The sequence below is a fragment of the Bradyrhizobium sp. ISRA442 genome (assembly GCF_038085055.1).
Lineage (GTDB): Bacteria > Pseudomonadota > Alphaproteobacteria > Rhizobiales > Xanthobacteraceae > Bradyrhizobium.
The window spans coordinates 248,161-264,841 of sequence record NZ_JALGCN010000002.1; the positions used below are offsets into that span (position 1 = coordinate 248,161).

At 64.5% G+C, this 16,681-nt stretch carries 12 protein-coding genes; 2 read left to right on the forward strand and 10 right to left on the reverse strand.

What is annotated here, in order from left to right:
* Window positions 1-27: 27 nt before the first annotated feature.
* Window positions 28-852: an NAD-dependent epimerase/dehydratase family protein gene (locus MTR72_RS04260; RefSeq protein ID WP_280965186.1), complete on the reverse strand. Its 825-nt coding sequence runs from the start codon at window positions 850-852 to the stop codon at window positions 28-30.
* A 90-nt stretch (window positions 853-942) separates the two neighbouring features.
* Here MTR72_RS04260 and MTR72_RS04265 point away from each other — a divergent pair, with 90 nt between their 5' ends.
* On the forward strand, window positions 943-1,938 hold the full coding sequence (locus MTR72_RS04265; protein WP_341510120.1) for an SMP-30/gluconolactonase/LRE family protein: 996 nt from the start codon (window positions 943-945) through the stop codon (window positions 1,936-1,938).
* 140 nt (window positions 1,939-2,078) lie between these two features.
* Here the strand turns inward: MTR72_RS04265 and MTR72_RS04270 are convergent, their stop codons facing one another.
* Together MTR72_RS04270 and MTR72_RS04275 are read right to left on the reverse strand one after the other, a co-directional pair.
* A complete protein-coding gene (locus tag MTR72_RS04270; RefSeq protein WP_280965188.1) occupies window positions 2,079-3,509 on the reverse strand; it encodes an aldehyde dehydrogenase family protein in 1,431 nt (476 codons plus the stop codon).
* Between the two features lie 312 nt (window positions 3,510-3,821).
* Complete coding sequence (locus tag MTR72_RS04275) at window positions 3,822-6,185, reverse strand: transketolase (protein WP_280965189.1); 2,364 nt, start codon at window positions 6,183-6,185, stop codon at window positions 3,822-3,824.
* Window positions 6,186-6,317: 132 nt separating this feature from the next.
* Here MTR72_RS04275 and MTR72_RS04280 point away from each other — a divergent pair, with 132 nt between their 5' ends.
* Complete coding sequence (locus MTR72_RS04280; RefSeq protein WP_280965190.1) at window positions 6,318-6,779, forward strand: Lrp/AsnC family transcriptional regulator; 462 nt, start codon at window positions 6,318-6,320, stop codon at window positions 6,777-6,779.
* A 132-nt stretch (window positions 6,780-6,911) separates the two neighbouring features.
* On the opposite strand, the gene MTR72_RS04285 is transcribed toward MTR72_RS04280, so the two are convergent.
* The 7 genes from MTR72_RS04285 to MTR72_RS04315 all read right to left on the reverse strand — a co-directional run bounded on the left by MTR72_RS04285 (window position 6,912) and on the right by MTR72_RS04315 (window position 16,678).
* Window positions 6,912-7,853 (reverse strand): DMT family transporter, encoded by a 942-nt coding sequence (locus MTR72_RS04285; RefSeq protein WP_280971037.1) that lies wholly within the window; start codon window positions 7,851-7,853, stop codon window positions 6,912-6,914.
* Window positions 7,854-8,040: 187 nt separating this feature from the next.
* Complete coding sequence (locus tag MTR72_RS04290; protein WP_280965191.1) at window positions 8,041-8,880, reverse strand: aldo/keto reductase; 840 nt, start codon at window positions 8,878-8,880, stop codon at window positions 8,041-8,043.
* A 96-nt stretch (window positions 8,881-8,976) separates the two neighbouring features.
* On the reverse strand, window positions 8,977-9,873 hold the full coding sequence (locus tag MTR72_RS04295) for an SMP-30/gluconolactonase/LRE family protein (RefSeq protein WP_280971038.1): 897 nt from the start codon (window positions 9,871-9,873) through the stop codon (window positions 8,977-8,979).
* Between the two features lie 268 nt (window positions 9,874-10,141).
* Window positions 10,142-12,847, reverse strand: a complete 2,706-nt coding sequence (locus MTR72_RS04300) for a nitrate reductase (RefSeq protein ID WP_341510121.1) — start codon at window positions 12,845-12,847, stop codon at window positions 10,142-10,144.
* Window positions 12,848-12,860: 13 nt separating this feature from the next.
* Entirely contained in the window at window positions 12,861-14,078 is a 1,218-nt protein-coding gene (locus MTR72_RS04305; protein ID WP_280965193.1) for an NAD(P)/FAD-dependent oxidoreductase, read from the reverse strand.
* Between the two features lie 73 nt (window positions 14,079-14,151).
* A complete protein-coding gene (locus tag MTR72_RS04310; RefSeq protein WP_280965194.1) occupies window positions 14,152-15,543 on the reverse strand; it encodes an MFS transporter in 1,392 nt (463 codons plus the stop codon).
* 340 nt (window positions 15,544-15,883) lie between these two features.
* Window positions 15,884-16,678, reverse strand: coding sequence for an ABC transporter ATP-binding protein (locus tag MTR72_RS04315; protein WP_280965195.1), 795 nt, complete (start codon window positions 16,676-16,678; stop codon window positions 15,884-15,886).
* Between the last annotated feature and the right edge of the window lie 3 nt (window positions 16,679-16,681).

Sequence of the window (16,681 nt, forward strand, 5' to 3'; positions counted from 1 at the left end):
CACCGCGTCAACTATTACTCGTCCGCCCTAGCGCTTCGTCCAGTCGATGATCCGGCTCGGATCGGCATCGAACTCCATGCTGCAGAACGTGCCGCCCTGAAAATAGTCGCCGACCGGGTCCGGCTTCAGTTTGGCCTGCTCGGCCATCGCGTGCTGCCAGAAATCCTCGGCGCGGCCCGTCGGGCGATAGCCGAACTCGTAGGCGCGGTGGTTGTCCCACCACGCGCGCTCGTTCAGCGAGGCACCGTAGAAGATCTCGAAATGGATGTCGGGATGTTCGAGCCCGATGCGGCAGAGTTGCACGAGGTCTTCCGGCTTCAGCCAGATCGCGAGCCGACGATGATCGAGCGGCATCTCGCCGAAATTGCCGATGCGGATGCAGGTCACTTGCAGCCCATGCTTGTCGGCATAGAGCGCACCGACCGCTTCGCCGAACACCTTGCTGACGCCATAGCGGCCGTCGGGACGCGGGGTCACGTCGGTGCCGATCTTGTGGTGGCGGGGGTAGAAGCCGACCGCGTGGTTGGATGAGGCGAAGACCACGCGCTTGACGCCCTTCTTGCGCGCCGCCTCGAACAAATTGTAGCCGCCGATGATGTTGGCCTGGAGGATATCGTCCCAGGAGCCTTCGACCGAATAGCCGCCGAAATGCAGGATGCCGTCGACGCCCTCGCAGATCGCCTCGCATTGCGCCAGATCGGACAGGTCGGCCGCCTTGAACTTCTCGTTCGGGGCGAGATTGGCGGGCGGCTTGATGTCAGAGAGCAGGAGATCCGGATAGATCGGCGGCAGCAACTTACGCAAGCTCGAGCCGATTCCCCCTGAAGCTCCAGTCATCAAAATGCGCGGCATGTCTTTCCTCGTCGGTAGTGACCGATTTGCGGTCGTAGGTCTCTAATGATAGCAGACTTGGGCAGAGGGAACGCAATAACGAGAACTGCAATGAGCGATGCATCGTCCCACACCCAAGAACGGCCTCAAGGTGAAAGGCCTCAAGGCTGGCGGCCGGCGACCTATTACCCCGATCCGGCGATTCATGCACTCGATCCCCGTTTCGAAAAATACTGGTTGAAGCTCTCGGCCGTGGAACGGCTTGCCACCGGCCTGCGCTGGGCCGAGGGCCCGGTGTGGTTCGGCGATGGGCGATATCTCCTGTGCAGCGACATTCCGAACCAGCGCATCATCAAATGGGAGGAGGAGACCGGCGCCGTCAGCGTCTATCGCAAGCCCTCCAATTTCGCCAACGGCAACACGCGCGACCGCCAGGGCCGGCTGATCACCTGCGAGCACGGCGGCCGGCGCGTGGTGCGCACCGAATATGACGGCGAGATCACGGTGCTGATGGATTCCTTTGGCGGCAAGCGGTTGAACTCGCCGAACGACGTCGTGGTGAAGTCCGACGGATCGATCTGGTTCACCGACCCCACTTTCGGCCTGCTCGGCAATTACGAGGGCTACAAGGCCGAGTCCGAGATCGATCCGAACGTCTATCGGCTCGATCCTGCAAGCGGCAAGGCGACCATTGTTGCCGAGGGCGTGCTTGGGCCAAACGGACTGTGCTTCTCGCCGGACGAGAAGATCCTCTACGTCGTGGAGTCGCGTGGGCTGCCGAACCGCAAGATCCTCGCCTATGACGTCTCACCCGACGGCACCACGATCTCCAACAAGCGCGTGTTCATCGATGCAGGTCCCGGCACGCCGGACGGCATGCGCTGCGACATCGACGGCAATCTCTGGTGCGGCTGGGGCATGGGCGATCCCGAGCTCGACGGCGTCGTGGTCTTCGCGCCCGACGGCGTCATGATCGGCCGCATCGCGCTGCCCGAGCGCTGCGCCAACCTCTGCTTCGGCGGCGTCAAGCGCAACCGCCTGTTCATGGCGGCGAGCCAGTCGATCTATGCGCTGTACGTGAACACGCAAGGCGCGGTCGGCGGGTAGTCCCTCCTCCGTCATTGCGAGGAGCTCTTGCGACGAAGCAATCCAGACTGTCTCCGCGGAAGGATTCTGGATTGCTTCGCTTAATCGAACGACAACGCCGGAGCGACTTCCCGCTCCGGCGTCGTTCCGGACAGTAACGCTTACGCCGCGTTGAAGCCGGCGACCGCCTTCACCTCGAGGAAGTCCTCGAGGCCGTACTTGCCCCACTCGCGGCCGTTGCCCGACTGCTTGTAGCCGCCGAACGGCGCGGTGCGGTCATTCGGCACGCCCTGGAGGTTGACGTTGCCGGCACGGATCTGGCGCGCGACCTTCTTGGCATTCTCGACCGTGTCGGCCGAGACGTAGCCGGCAAGACCGTAGGGCGTATCGTTGGCGATGCGCACGGCATCGGCCTCGTCCTTGGCGCCGATGATGGTGAGCACCGGCCCGAAGATCTCCTCGCGGGCGATCGTCATCTCATTGGTGACGTCGGCAAAGATGGTCGGGCGGACATAGAAGCCCTTGTTGACGCCTTCGGGCAGGCCCGGGCCGCCGGCGACGAGCGTTGCGCCCTCGTCGATGCCCTTCTTGATCAGCGCCTGGATCTTGTCCCACTGGCCGCGGTTGACGACGGGGCCGATGGTGGTGCCCTCGGCGCGCGGATCGCCGGCCTTGGTCTTGTCGGCGACCGCCTTCGCGATCGCGGCGACTTCCTTCATCTTCGACAGCGGCACGATCATGCGCGAGGGCGCGTTGCAGGACTGGCCCGAATTGTTGAACATGTGCATCACGCCGCCGGTCACCGCCTTCGTGAGGTCCGCACCTTCGAGGATGACGTTCGGCGACTTGCCGCCGAGCTCCTGGCTGACGCGCTTCACGGTCGGAGCCGCGCGCTTGGCGACATCGATGCCGGCGCGGGTCGAGCCGGTGAACGAGATCATGTCGATGTCGGGATGCTCGCTCATGGCAGCGCCGACCTCGGGGCCGAGGCCGTTGACGAGGTTGAACACGCCCATCGGCACGCCGGCTTCATGGAGGATCTCCGCGAAGATCAGCGCCGAGGTCGGCGTGAACTCGGACGGCTTGAGGATCATGGTGCAGCCGGCAGCGAGCGCGGGCGCGACCTTGCAGGCGATCTGGTTGAGCGGCCAGTTCCAGGGCGTGATCATGCCGACGACACCGACCGGCTCGCGCAGCACCATGGCGGTGCCAGCGGGTTCCTCGAAGTGATAGTTCTTGAGCACGTCGAGCGTGGTCATGAGGTGACCGAGGCCGGCGCCGGCCTGGAGCTTCTCCGCCATCGGCAGCGGTGCGCCCATCTCGTCGGAGACGGCCGCGCCGATTTCCTTGAGACGGCCCTTGTAGACCTCGATGATCTTGGAGAGCAGCGCGACGCGCTCCTCGCGGCTGGTCTGGGAGTAAGTCTGGAAGGCGCGCTTGGCGGCCGCAACGGCCTTGTCAACGTCGGCCTTGGAGCCGAGCGCAACCTCGTACATCGCCTCTTCCGTCGCCGGATTGACGACGGGCGTGGACTTCTTGACGGCGGGATCGACCCAGGCGCCGTCGATGTAGAATTGCATGCGATTGACCATCTTTGACCTCTTCTTGGGGGCATGGAGGGGGCGTTTCGGCAGGCATCCTCGCACGAAAGCGTCAGCAGTTGAACCCGCCATATGCGGAGCCAGCGTTGCGGCGGACGGAATATGGAGCGCGTCGCGAAGGGAGGCAAGCGCGGCCATGGGTCCCGGCTCAGCGTCGCGACATTTCATGTCGCGCCGCGTCCAGGACACGAGATTGTACCGAGCCCAACCACTCTCGTGCCCGGACGCAGCGCAGCGCTTCCCTGGCGATGCGAAGCATTGTCCAGTAGCGGTGCGCTGCTGAGCCGGGGCCCATGCGAACGATCACACCGCCATCTTGCGATGGAGCACCGGCGCGCCGGTGGTGAGGCTTTCGGCCGCATCGATGATGGCGTTGGCGTCGATGCCGTAGTGGCGATAGAGGTCGGCGATCGCGCCGGTCTGGCCAAACCGCTCGACGCCGAGCGCCTCGACGCGATGTCCGCGGACGCTGCCGAGCCAGCCGAGTGCCGCCGGATGGCCGTCGATTACGGTCACGATGCCACAGTCGCGCGGCAGCGGTGCCAGCAGCTTTTCGATGTGGCTCAAGTGCTGCACGCCGCGATGATCGCGCCGCAACTTTCGCGCGGCAGTCCAGCCTGCGTGGAGGCGGTCCGCCGAGGTGATTGCGAGCAGGCCGATGTCGCGCCGGCTCTCGCCGATGAAGCCGGTCGCCTCGATCGCTTCCGGCGCGATCGCACCGGTATAGGCGATCACGACCTCGGCATTGGGACCGGGCTTGCGCAGCCAATAGCCGCCGTCGGTGATGCCCTTCGCCAACTCGGGCGTCATGATCCGCTGCGCCTGCTCGATCGTGCGCGTCGAGAGCCTCAAGTAAACCGAGCCGCCCTCGCCCGCATCGCGCTGCATGTGGTCAAAACCCCAGCCCATGATCACGGCGAGCTCGTCGACGAAAGCCGGCTCGAACGAGGCGAGTCCATCCTGCGCCATGCCGATCAGCGGCGTCGCGATCGACTGATGCGCGCCGCCCTCGGGCGCGAGCGTGATGCCGGACGGCGTCGCCGCCACCATGAAGCGCGCATCCTGGTAGCAGGCATAGTTCAGCGCATCGAGGCCGCGCTCGATGAAGGGATCGTAGAGCGTGCCGACCGGCAGCAGCCGCTCGCCGTTGATCTGATGCGACAGACCGAGCGCCGAGAGCATGATGAACAGATTCATCTCGGCGATGCCGAGCTCGAGATGCTGGCCCTTGGGCGACGCATCCCAATTATAGGTGGAGGGAATTTTCTCGCTGCGGAATAGGTCCGCCTTCTCGGCGCGCGCGAACAGGCCGCGTCGGTTCACCCAGGGACCGAGATTGGTCGAGACGGTGACGTCAGGTGAGGTCGTCACGATGCGCTTGGCAAGCTCGCTGCCGCTGCGCGCGATCTCGTTCAGCACGAGGCCAAAGCCCTGCTGGGTCGACATCTGCGGCGACGGCTTGAAGGTGAGCTGCGACGGCACCTCGACTGCGGGCGCGGTCAGCCGGCGGCCGTCCTGGTTGAATGGCACGCGCGCGAGGAACGCTTCGAGCTCGGCAGCATCCTGCGAAAGACCTTCGAACTTGTCCCACTCGTGGCCGGGCCGGATGTCCTGGCTCGCGCGCCACTTCTCCATCTGCGCGACCGTCATGAGGCCGGCGTGGTTGTCCTTGTGGCCCTGGAACGGCAGGCCGACACCCTTAATGGTGTAGGCGATGAAGCAGACGGGGCGATCGTGATCGATGGATTCGAACGCCTCCAGCATGCTCGCCATGTCGTGGCCGCCGAGGTTCGACATCAGCGCCAAGAGCTCGTCGTCGCTGCGGCGGTCGATCAGCTTCGTGATCGGGCCCTGATCGCCGATCTCGTCGTGCAGGTGCTTGCGGAACGCCGCGCCACCCTGGAAGCACAGCGCCGCATAGAGCGCGTTCGGGCAATTGTCGATCCAGGTTTTCAACGCCTCGCCGCCGGGCTCGGCGAAGGCCTCGCGCATCAAGCGGCCGTATTTCACGATCATCACGTCCCAGCCGAAATTGCGGAACATGGTCTCGAACTTTTCCCAGAGCCCTTCGCGCACGACGGCATCTAGCGACTGACGGTTATAGTCGACCACCCACCAAGTGTTGCGCAGGCCGTGCTTCCAGCCCTCCGCGAGCGCCTCGAAGATGTTGCCCTCGTCCATCTCGGCGTCGCCGACCAGCGCGATCATCCGTCCCTCGCGGCGGTCCTTCATCCAGCCATGTGACTTGACGTAGTCCTGCACCAGCGAGGCGAACAGCGTCTGCGCAACACCGAGGCCGACCGAACCGGTCGAGAAGTCGACGTCGTCGATATCCTTGGTGCGCGAAGGATAGGACTGCGCGCCCTTGAAGCCGCGGAAATTCTCCAGCTTCTCGCGAGTCTGCCGGCCGAACAGATACTGGATGGCGTGGAACACCGGGCTCGCATGCGGCTTCACGGCGACGCGGTCCTCTGGTTTCAGCACCGAGAAATAGAGCGCCGACATGATGGTGGCGAGCGAGGCGGATGAGGCCTGGTGGCCGCCGACCTTGAGGCCGTCCGCGTTCAGACGAATGTGGTTGGCGTGATGGATCGTCCACGACGACAGCCACAGCACCTTGCGGCTCAGTGCGGACAGGGTTTCGAGGCGGGCGGAATCGACGGGCATGGCACGGCTCCCGGACATAACGCCCCGATGATACGCCCGGGAGCGGCGCCAAACTTCTCAATTTTTCGCGCCATACCTCCCGATATTGGGATATCTTACCAATGGAGAGCTCGTAGAACAGGTTTCATTCCAATGCCCGACCTCGACGCCATCGACCGCAAGATCCTCGCTTTGCTCCAGACTGACAGCCGCCTGACCATGCAGGAGCTCGCCGACAAGGTCGGCCTCTCGGTCTCGCCCTGCCATCGCCGGGTCAAGCTCTTGGAGGAGCGCGGCGTCATCACCCGCTACGTCGCGACCGTCGACCAGAAGGCGCTGGGCTTGCACGTCAGCGTCTTCATCTCGATCAAGCTCGCGCGGCAAAAGGAGGAGGACCTCAACCGCTTTGCGCGCGCGATCTCGAAATGGGACGAGGTGCTGGAATGCTATCTGATGACCGGCAACCGCGATTACCTGCTCCGCGTCGTCGCTGCCGATCTCTCCTCCTATGAAGCGTTCCTTAAGAACAAGCTGACCCGCCTCGACGGCATCGCGTCGATCGAGTCGAGCTTTGCGCTGAGCCAGGTGAAGTATTCGATCGCGCTGCCGGTGTGAGGCATACTCGCTCCCGTCATTGCGAGCCAACGGGTCCGCGCGAAGCGCGGCCCGATGACAGGCTCCGCGAAGCAATCCAAAGTCCCTCTGCGGTAAGATTCTGTAGCACGACGCGCCAGGCGCGATATTGCGTCAGGCGTTCGGCGAACGCTCTTCCAGCACCAGGAGCTGCGCGCGGCGGATACGCTCGCGATGGGCGATGTAGAGGCCGCTGGCGACGATGAAGGCCGCGCCGGTGACGGTCCAGACGTCCGGCACCTCGCCGAACAGGAAGAAGCCCAAAATACTGACCCACAGCAGTTGCGTATAGGAGAACGGCGCCAGCACCGAGGCATCGCCGTAGCGATAGGCGAGCACCACGATCCATTGGCCCACCGTCGATGCGACGCCGATGAAGATGCCGAAGCCGATCGCACTCCAGCTCGGCGTGACCCAGACGAACGGCACCATCAGGGAAAGAATGGCGACGCCCGTCAGCGCCGAATAGGCCATGGTGGTGGCGACGGCTTCGCGGCCGCTCATCATGCGCGTCAGGATCAAGGCGGCAGCCCAGCAGAAGGCCGACACGATCGGGAAGAACGCAGCGGCGTGAAACGCGCTCGAGCCCGGCCGCAGGATGATCATCACGCCCATCAGGCCGATCGCGGTTGCGATCCAGCGGCGCAAGCCGACCTTCTCGCTCAGGAAGAAGATCGACAACGCGGTCACGAACAATGGCGAAACAAAGCCGGTGGCGGAGGCTTCCGCGATCGGCAGGAATCCCAATCCTGTGATGAAGAACAAGGACGAGCCAAGCAGTGCCGCGCCGCGCATGACATGAAGGCCGAGCCGCTCGGTACGCATTGCATGGAACGGCGAGCCCGGCAGCATCACCGGCACGAACATCAGCGCGAAGGTCAGGAAGCGGATCCAGGTGATCTCGATCGACGGCAAGCTCGACGATAAATATTTCGCGGTGACGTCGGAGCAGCCGAGGAACACCGTCGACAACAGCACCAGTGAGATGCCTTTGAAGGGATGATCGACGCGCGCGGGTGCGCGGCGGCGAGCCTGCTTCTTCTCCGGCACGGGCATGGAGATATTGTCGAGCCTTGCGGCTGCGGCGGGCGGCGGGGTCACGGCTGGAACTCGGAAAAATGCGAATCGAGTACCCTCGTAAAAAACGACAATTGGGCGCGGTTCACAACTTCCGAAAACAGGATGCCGATATGCGCTGACGAGCGCGCGTGTCAACGCTCCATTAATAATACGCGTTTGTGCACTACAGCATCGGCAGGCTGCGCGGCTTCGGGCCACGCGGAAACGCCGTATCGAGCGCCGCAATCTCGTCTTTCGTCAGCGCGAGATCGCCAGCCATCGCATTTTCGCCAGCATGTTCCGCGGACGACGCCTTCGGAATTGCGAACACCGTAGTTGCACGGGTGAGGAAGCTCAGCGCGACCTGCCGGGGCTTGGCGCGATGCGCCTCTGCGATGCGCGCGAGCACGGCGCCGCCCTTGCCGCCGTTGGCGGGGAAGTCGTCGTGGCCGAACGGCGAATAGGCCACCACCGCCACACCGTGCCGCTCGCACCAGGGGATCACAGCGTGCTCGATCGCACGCTCCTTCAGATGATAGAGCACCTGGTTGCAGGCGATCCTGCCTTCGCCGGCGACTTCGAGCATCTCATCGAGATCGTCGGCATCGAAATTGGAGACGCCCCAGGACTTGATCTTGCCGGCCTTCACCAGTTCCTCGAAAGCGGCGACGGTGTCCTCGAGCGGATAGGAGCCGCGCCAATGCAACAAATAGCAATCGAGCCGGTCGGTCTTCAACCGCTTCAACGATCGCTCACAGGCCGTGATCGTGCCTTTGCGCGAAGCGTTGCTCGGCAGCACCTTCGACACCAGGAACACCTCATCGCGGCGGCCCGCGATCGCATCCGCAATCAGGAGCTCTGCATCGCCATACATCTCGGCGGTGTCGATGTGGGTCATGCCGAGATCGAGACCGCGCTGAAGCGCCGCAATCGCGCGCCTGCGGTCGCCGTGGTCGAGATACCAGGTGCCTTGCCCGATGACGGAGACGCTCGTGCCGGTCTGGCCGAAGGGATTTGATTTCATATCTTGATCCAGTTCATCAGTTCGAGCGCTGCTCCTCCTCTCTCCCCATCATTGGAAAGGGAGCGCGGCGCCGCGCAAGTCAACGATCATCCCATGCTAGAGTTCACCGATATCCGCGACCAGCACGCTGCCGGTCGAAGACTCCGTGATGTAGAGGCGATCCTTCCTGACGCCGCCGATCGCGACGTTGGTGCAGTTCGGCCCCGCGCACGATTTGATGCGCGCGACCAACTCGCCATTCGGCGCAAACACGAAGACGTGGCCGAGCGACGCATGGCCGACGAACAAGCGGCCTTTGGCGTCCATCGTCATGCCGTCAGGGCCGCTGGTGCCGAACAGCGAGCAGAACCGCCCCACTTTCGAGACGCTGCCGTCTTTCATGAACGGCAGCCGCCACACCGCGTTGTCGCGCGTCATTGCAACGAACAGCACGGTTTCGGTCGGATCGAGCACGAGCCCGTTCGGGCTGATGCCGGTGTCGATGAGGCAATCGAGCCGGCCGTTCGCCGCCAGCCGATAGACGCGGCCGCTCGGATCATGCAGGCCGGTCTGGCCCTGATCGGTGAAATAGATGTCGCCGTTCGAGGCCAGATGCAGATCGTTGCAGCCGCGGAAGGATTCCGAATTGCGCGCAGTCAGCACCGGCGTGATGCGCCCTGCCCCGGCGTCGAGCTGCATGATGCCATGTCTATAGTCGGCCACCAGGATGCGGCCGTCGGCCGCGATCTTCAGCCCGTTCGGCCAGCCTTCATATTCAATCACCAGCGACCATTCGCCGTCCGGCGCGATGCGGAAGATGCGGCCGAAGGGAATGTCGACGACGTAGAGATTACCGTCGGCGTCGAATGACGGGCCTTCGATGAAGGAGTCCGTCGCAATACCCGGCCGGTTGGCGTCGGCCCAATCGGTCCGCACGCCCTTGCGGCGGAATTTGTCGGGCATGGCGGAGTAGATTTGCGTTTCGATCAAGCGCGGCGGCGTTTCCAGGTACATCATGGTTGTTGTGGTTGTTGTGTGTGGCGGGATGCGCGGGAGCATAGGCCACAATACCGGGTCCGTCGATTGGCGCAGATATCATGGCAGCCTTGGCGCAAGCCGACGCCCCACGCTCAGCCTTCGCCGGGACGACGTTGGGGAGGTAGCGTGCGCAACTGCCTCAACCCGTCATTGCGAGCGCAGCGAAGCAATCCAGACTGTCGCCGCGGTGGGATTCTGGACTGCTTCGCTGCGCTTGCAATGACGATGGGAAAGAGCCCGGCCGTTAGCGCGCCGCGCCCGCGAGCTTCGCCTCTTTGCCGGAAACGGCTTCGGTTTGCGCAATCAGCCGCCTCAGCTCCGGGATGCAGGAGCCGCAATTGGTGCCGGCCTTCAGCCTTGCGCCGATCTCCGCCGCTGTGCGCGCGCCGGCGGCGATGGTGTCGCAGATGGTGCCGCGGCCGACGCCGAAGCAGGCGCAGACGATCGGACCGGTCGAGGCGGCGCCCTCGGTGGATTTGCCGGAGAGCAGCAGGCGGCGCTGCTCGTCGGTGACGACGTCAGCCGCGAACACGCTCTTCACCACCTCCCCGTCGCCGGCGTCATGAGCAGGCCCGACGAACAGGCAGGTCTCCACGCGCTCGCCGGCGAACGAGGCCGCGCGATAGACCCCGCCGCCGAAATCGCGGTACTCGGCGACGTCCTCGCCGCCGATGGTAGCGAGCCACGCCGGCCAGCGCGCGAGATCGGCGTTGTCGGCGAACAGGTAGCCGAAGCCGCCGGCGACGCGCACGCGCGTCCACCACAGATGCGGCGGCAGATCGAGCTCCTTGCGCGAGAGCGCAAAGCCGCGGAAGACATATTCATACGGCGCAATCGCGGCCGGTGTCGCCTTCGACTCGGGCTGGCCAGAGAACGGATCGGTGAACGACTGCACCAGCGCACCGACGCGGCCGTGCGAGGTGTTCATCGCACTCCAGTGGATCGGCGCGAACAACGTGCCGCGCTGCTGGCCCCCGCTGACGACGGCCTTCAGGATACACTGGCCATAGTCGGTGGTGATGCGGGCGAAGCCGTCATTGACAATGCCATATTTGCCGGCGTCGTCGGGATGGATCTCGACGAACGGCTCGGGCAGATGCGCGCCCAGCCGTTGGCTCAAACCCGTGCGCGTCATGGTGTGCCACTGGTCGCGGATGCGCCCGGTGTTGAGCCGGAGCGGCCGTGCCGGGCTGATCTCGCTGCGCAGCGACGGCAACTCGGGCGCGACGAAGCGGCCCTTGCCATCATTGGTGAAGAAACCGCCGCCCGCGAAGAAGCGCTCGCCGGAAGCCTGGCCTTCGCGCGCCGGCCACTGCACCGGCGCAAGCGCGTCGAACGCCTCATTGGAGATCGACTTCAGCGCGCCGATGTCGAAATCGCGGCTGCCGTCGTTCTCGAAGGCCGAGAGCGCGGCGTGCTCGCGGAATATCTCGGCCGCCGATTTGTAATTGAAGCTATCGCCGAAGCCGAGGCGCCTCGCCACCTCGCTCAGGATCCACCAATCCGGCCGCGCCTCGCCCGGCGCCGGCAGGAAGGAGCGCTGGCGTGAGATGCGGCGCTCGGAATTGGTGACGGTGCCCGACTTCTCTCCCCAGGCGAGCGCAGGCAGCAGCACGTGCGGGCCGGCCTCGACCGTGTCGTTGGAGAGCACATTCTCGGAGACCACGAACAGCTCGAGCTTCTTCAGCGCCTCGCGCACGACATCGGCGTCGGGGAGTGATACCGCCGGGTTGGTGCCCATTACCCACAACGCCTTGACCTCGCCGCGGTTGATGGCCTCGAACAACTGCACCGCCTTCAACCCCTCATGGGTGGCGATGCGCGGCGCCTTCCAGAACCGCCGCACGCGATCGACCTCGGGCGGCGCGAAGCCCATATGCGCGGCGAGCTGGTTGGCGAGGCCGCCGACCTCGCGGCCGCCCATCGCATTGGGCTGGCCGGTGAGCGAGAACGGCGAGGCGCCGACCTTGCCGATGCGGCCGGTGGCGAGATGGCAGTTGAGGATGGCGTTGACCTTGTCGGTGCCCTGCGCCGACTGATTGACGCCCTGCGAGTACAGCGTGACGACGCGCTCCGTATCGCGGAACATCTGGAAGAAGGTCGCGACGTCCTGCTCGGACAGGCCGGTGGCGAGCGCGGTCGCGGTGACGCTGCCGGCGATGCTGCGGGCGCGTGCCAGCGCATCGTCGAAGCCGCTCGTGTTTTGTGCGATGTAGTCGTTGTCGAGTGCGCCATTGTCGGCGAGATGAACGAAGAGGCCGGAGAACAGCGCGGTATCCGTGCCGGGCTTCAATCCAAGGAACAGGTCGACATCGCTCGCGGTGTCGGTGCGGCGCGGATCGATCACGATCATGCGCGCGCCGCGCTCCTGCCTGTTCCTCAGCATGCGCTGGAACAGCACCGGATGGCACCATGCCGCGTTCGAGCCGACGAAGACCAGCAGATCGGCCTGGTCGAGATCCTCGTAACAGCCGGGCACGGTGTCGGCGCCAAACGCGCGGCGGTGGCCGGCGACGGAGGACGACATGCAGAGCCGCGAATTGGTGTCGACGTTCGCCGTGCCGACAAATCCCTTCATCAGCTTGTTGGCGACGTAATAGTCCTCGGTCAGGAGCTGGCCGGAGAGGTAGAACGCGACCGCGTCGGCGCCGTCGCGCGCGACGATGTGCTGCATGCGGTGGGCGACGTGATCGAGCGCATCGCTCCAGGCGACGCGCTCGAGCATGCCCTTGCAGCGGATCATCGGATAAAGCAGCCGGCTTTCGAGACCGATGGTCTCGCCGAGCGCGGAGCCCTTGGAGCACAGCCGGCCGAAATTGGCGGGATGATCGGGATCGCCTGATATCGCCGCGCCGCCGCTACCGTCGGGCGTCGCCAGCACGCCGCAGCCGACGCCGCAATAGGGGCAGGTCGTTTTGGTTGTGCGGAGCGTCGGATCGATTGCAGTCATTCAGGCAACACCATCAAGCAGCTTTCGGCGGCAGCGCGAGCGCGCGGCCGAACATCATGTCGGTGCGGATGGCCGCGATCTTCTCACGGGTGCGGATCAGCTCGAGATACCAGAGCGCATCGACGGTATCGCCGATCAGCACGGCGCCGGTGAGCCGGCCGTCGGCGATCACGAGCTTCTTGTAGGTGCCGCGCTTGGCGTCAGAGAGCACGAGGCTCTCGCTGCCCTCGCCGCCGATGAAGTCCCCGGCGGAGAACACGCTGACGCCCGACACCTTCAGATTGGTCGAAACCACGCTGCCCTGATAGGCCGCAGGGCGGCCGGCGAGATGCCGCGCCAGCACGCGCGCCTGCTCGTAGGCCGGTTCGACCAGGCCGTAGCAGATGCCGCGATGCTCGGCGCATTCGCCGAGCGCGAAAATGTCGGGCGAGGCAGTCTGCATTACGTCGTTGACGACGATGCCGCGGTTCACCGCGATGCCGGCCTCGTTGGCGAGCGCGACATTGGGCTTGATGCCGGCCGCAAAGATCACGGCGTCGGCCTCGATGCGGCTGCCGTCGGCGAGCTCGACTGCTTCGACATGGCCTTCGCCATGGATGCGCGCAGTCGAGGCGTTGAGCATGACGCGAACGCCCTTGCGCTCGACCAGCGTCTTGAGCAGGTCGGCGGCGGGCAGATCGAGCTGGCGCTCCATCAGCCGGTCCATCAGATGCAGAAGCGTCACCGGCGCGCCGGCCTTGGCAAGGCCATAGGCCGCTTCGAGGCCGAGCAGGCCGCCGCCGATCACGACGACGCGCTTCCTAGCGGCGGCGAGCGTCAGCAGCAGGTCGACGTCGCGGCTGTCGCGAAAGGTGTGCACGCCGGCAAGATCGGCGCCGGGAACATTGAGCCGCAGCGGCGTCGAGCCGGTGGCGAGCACGAGCTTCGAATATTCCATGCTCTCTTCGCCGGCGATCTTGAGCTCACGACGGCCGGTGTCGATCTCGGTGACGCGATAACCGTAACGCACGGTGACGCCGCGATCGCGCCACCAGCCGGCCGGCCTCAGCTCAATCTCGTGCGAGCCGGTCTCGCCGGCAAGTACGGAGGAGAGCAGCACGCGATTGTAGGCGAGCCGCGGCTCCTCGCCGATCACGGCAATGGCGTAGCGTCCGAGCGCGGTCTTGGCGAGCTCGTCGACAAGACGCGCGGCCGCCATACCGTTACCGACGATGACGAGCGGTTCACTCATGAAAGTCCCCTATTCTGCGGCCTTCGGGTTTGCTTCCCCCCGCGTACGGGGGGAAGCGACTTTTGTGCCAAGCTCAGACCCGCGCTTCGGCGAGGCTTGGCGCGCCTTCGCGCTGCGGGCCACGACGCAGGTAGAACCACCAGGTCAGCCCGAGGCAGGAGGCGTAGAAGGCGAGATAGATCGCGAGCGCGAGCTGCGGGCCGCCGGTCAGGGCGATCGACTTGCCGAAGCCGCTCGGGATCAGGTAGCCGCCGACCGCGCCGATCGCGCCGATGAAGCCGACTGCCGCACCGCTCTCGATGCTCGCCGTCTTCAATGCGAGCGCGCGTGCCGCATCGCCCTTGCCGCGCACCTTGAACAGGTTCTCCTCGCGGAAGATCGATGGGATCATCCGGTAGGTCGAGCCGTTGCCGATGCCGGTCGTGACGAACAGGATCAGGAACATCGACAGGAAGCCGATGAAGTCCTTCTCTCCGACGAAGTAGAGTACGCCGATCGTCGCCGCCGCCATCGCGATGAAGTTCCAGAACGTGATGATGGAGCCACCGACCTTGTCGGCGAGCCAGCCGCCGAGCGGACGCGACAGCGAGCCGACCAGCGGTCCCAGGAACGCGATCGAGATCGTCATCGCCGGGAACTGCGTCTTGATCAGCAGCGGAAACGCCGCCGAGTAGCCGATGAAGGATCCGAACGTGCCGATATAGAGATACGCCATGATCCAGGTATGCTTGCGCTTGACGATCGCGAGCTGGTTCTTCACCGACGACTTGGCCGAGGTCAGGTTGTTCATGAAGAACACGGCACCGAACACCGCGATTGCGATCGGCAGCACCCACATCAGGCCGGCGTTCTGCAGGAAGATGCCGTCGACCGGCGTCGCCTGGAACAGGTTGATGACGCCGAGCGTCATCAGGATCGGGGTGAGAAGCTGCACGCTGGACACGCCGATATTGCCGCCGGCCGCGTTCAGACCCAGCGCCGATCCCTTCATCCGGTCGGGAAAGAAGAAGGAGATGTTGGTCATGCTGGAGGCGAAATTGCCGCCGCCGAGGCCCGCGGTCGAGGCAATCAGCAGCATGAGCCAGAACGGCGTATCCGGCTCGCTCACGAAATAGGCGAGCGACAGCGTCGGGATGAACAGCACCGCCGCGCTGAAGATAGTCCAGTTACGGCCGCCGAACGTCGTGACCGCAAATGTATACGGGAAGCGCATCAAGGCCCCGATCAGGCCGGGGACGGCGACGAGCTGAAAGAGCTGGTCGGTGGTGTAGTGAAAGCCTGCCTGGGGCAGCTTGGTGGTGACAATGCTCCAGATCAGCCAGACCGAGAAGCCGATATGCTCGGCTACGATCGACCAGATCAGATTGCGTCGCGCGATAGTCTTGCCAGTCGCATTCCAGAACGCCTCGTCTTCGGGGCGCCAGTCCGAAATCCAAGTGGAGTTCAGAGTCGGATCTTTCGTCATTGATAATCCCTTCCAGGCTCACCGCTGCGTCGTTGCAGGCTCGGCCTCCAGGCATGGAGGCGTGCTCCGAGGCTTCACCCCCGGTGGCGAGTTCACGATGCTGATTGATGATGTTGAGGGACGTCGTCGTTGGCGTCGCAAATTGACAGTTCAATTTCCGTGCCAACTGCGAGAGATCTGGAAATACAGGGATTTCAGCGCTTTATTCGCCTTGCCCGAAATGCTTGCATGTCGTTTTCGCACGCTAATTTTGCGATTCGCTCAATCCTTGTGCGGCGCACAAGGATTGAGCGAGATGTCGATTATTTAGGCGTAGACGGTCTGCGCGTTAAACCTTGGTTTACGCCGCCTCAACGAAGCGATGACGCTCATAAAGGAATTCGAGCACGCGCCGCCGGCACTTCAGATAAGCGGCGTTGGTCGCGAGCTCGAGCCGCTTGCGCGGGCGCGCGAGCGGCACGTCCAGCACCTCGCCGATGCGCGCGGACGGGCCATTGGTCATCATCACGATGCGGTCGGACAGCAGCACGGCCTCGTCGACGTCGTGGGTGATCATCAGGATGGTATTGCCGAGCTTCTGATGCAGCGCCATCACCGAATCCTGCAAATGCGCGCGGGTCAGCGCGTCGAGCGCACCGAAGGGTTCGTCGAGCAGGAGAACCTTCGGCTCCATCGCAAGTGCGCGAGCAATGCCGACGCGCTGCTTCATTCCGCCGGAGATCTCCGAGGGACGCTTGTCCTTGGCATGCGCCATCTGCACGAGGTTGAGATTGTGCATGACCCAGGCCTCGCGCTCGCCCCGCGACTTGGTCTTGGCGAAGACCTTGTCGACGCCGAGCTTGACGTTCTCGTAGACGGTGAGCCAGGGCAACAGGCTGTGGTTCTGGAACACCACGGCGCGATCAGGCCCCGGCGAATTCACCTCGCGGTTCTCGAGCAGCACGCCGCCGGTGGTGGCACGGGTCAGGCCTGCGATGATGTTGAGCAGGGTCGACTTGCCGCAACCGGAGTGACCGATGATCGAGACATATTCGCCCTTCTCGATGGTGAGGTTGATCTCCTTCAGCACCTCGGTCGTCGCGCTGCCGCGGGTAAAGGTCTTGTCGATGTGGTCGAGCTTCAGATAGGCGGTCATTTG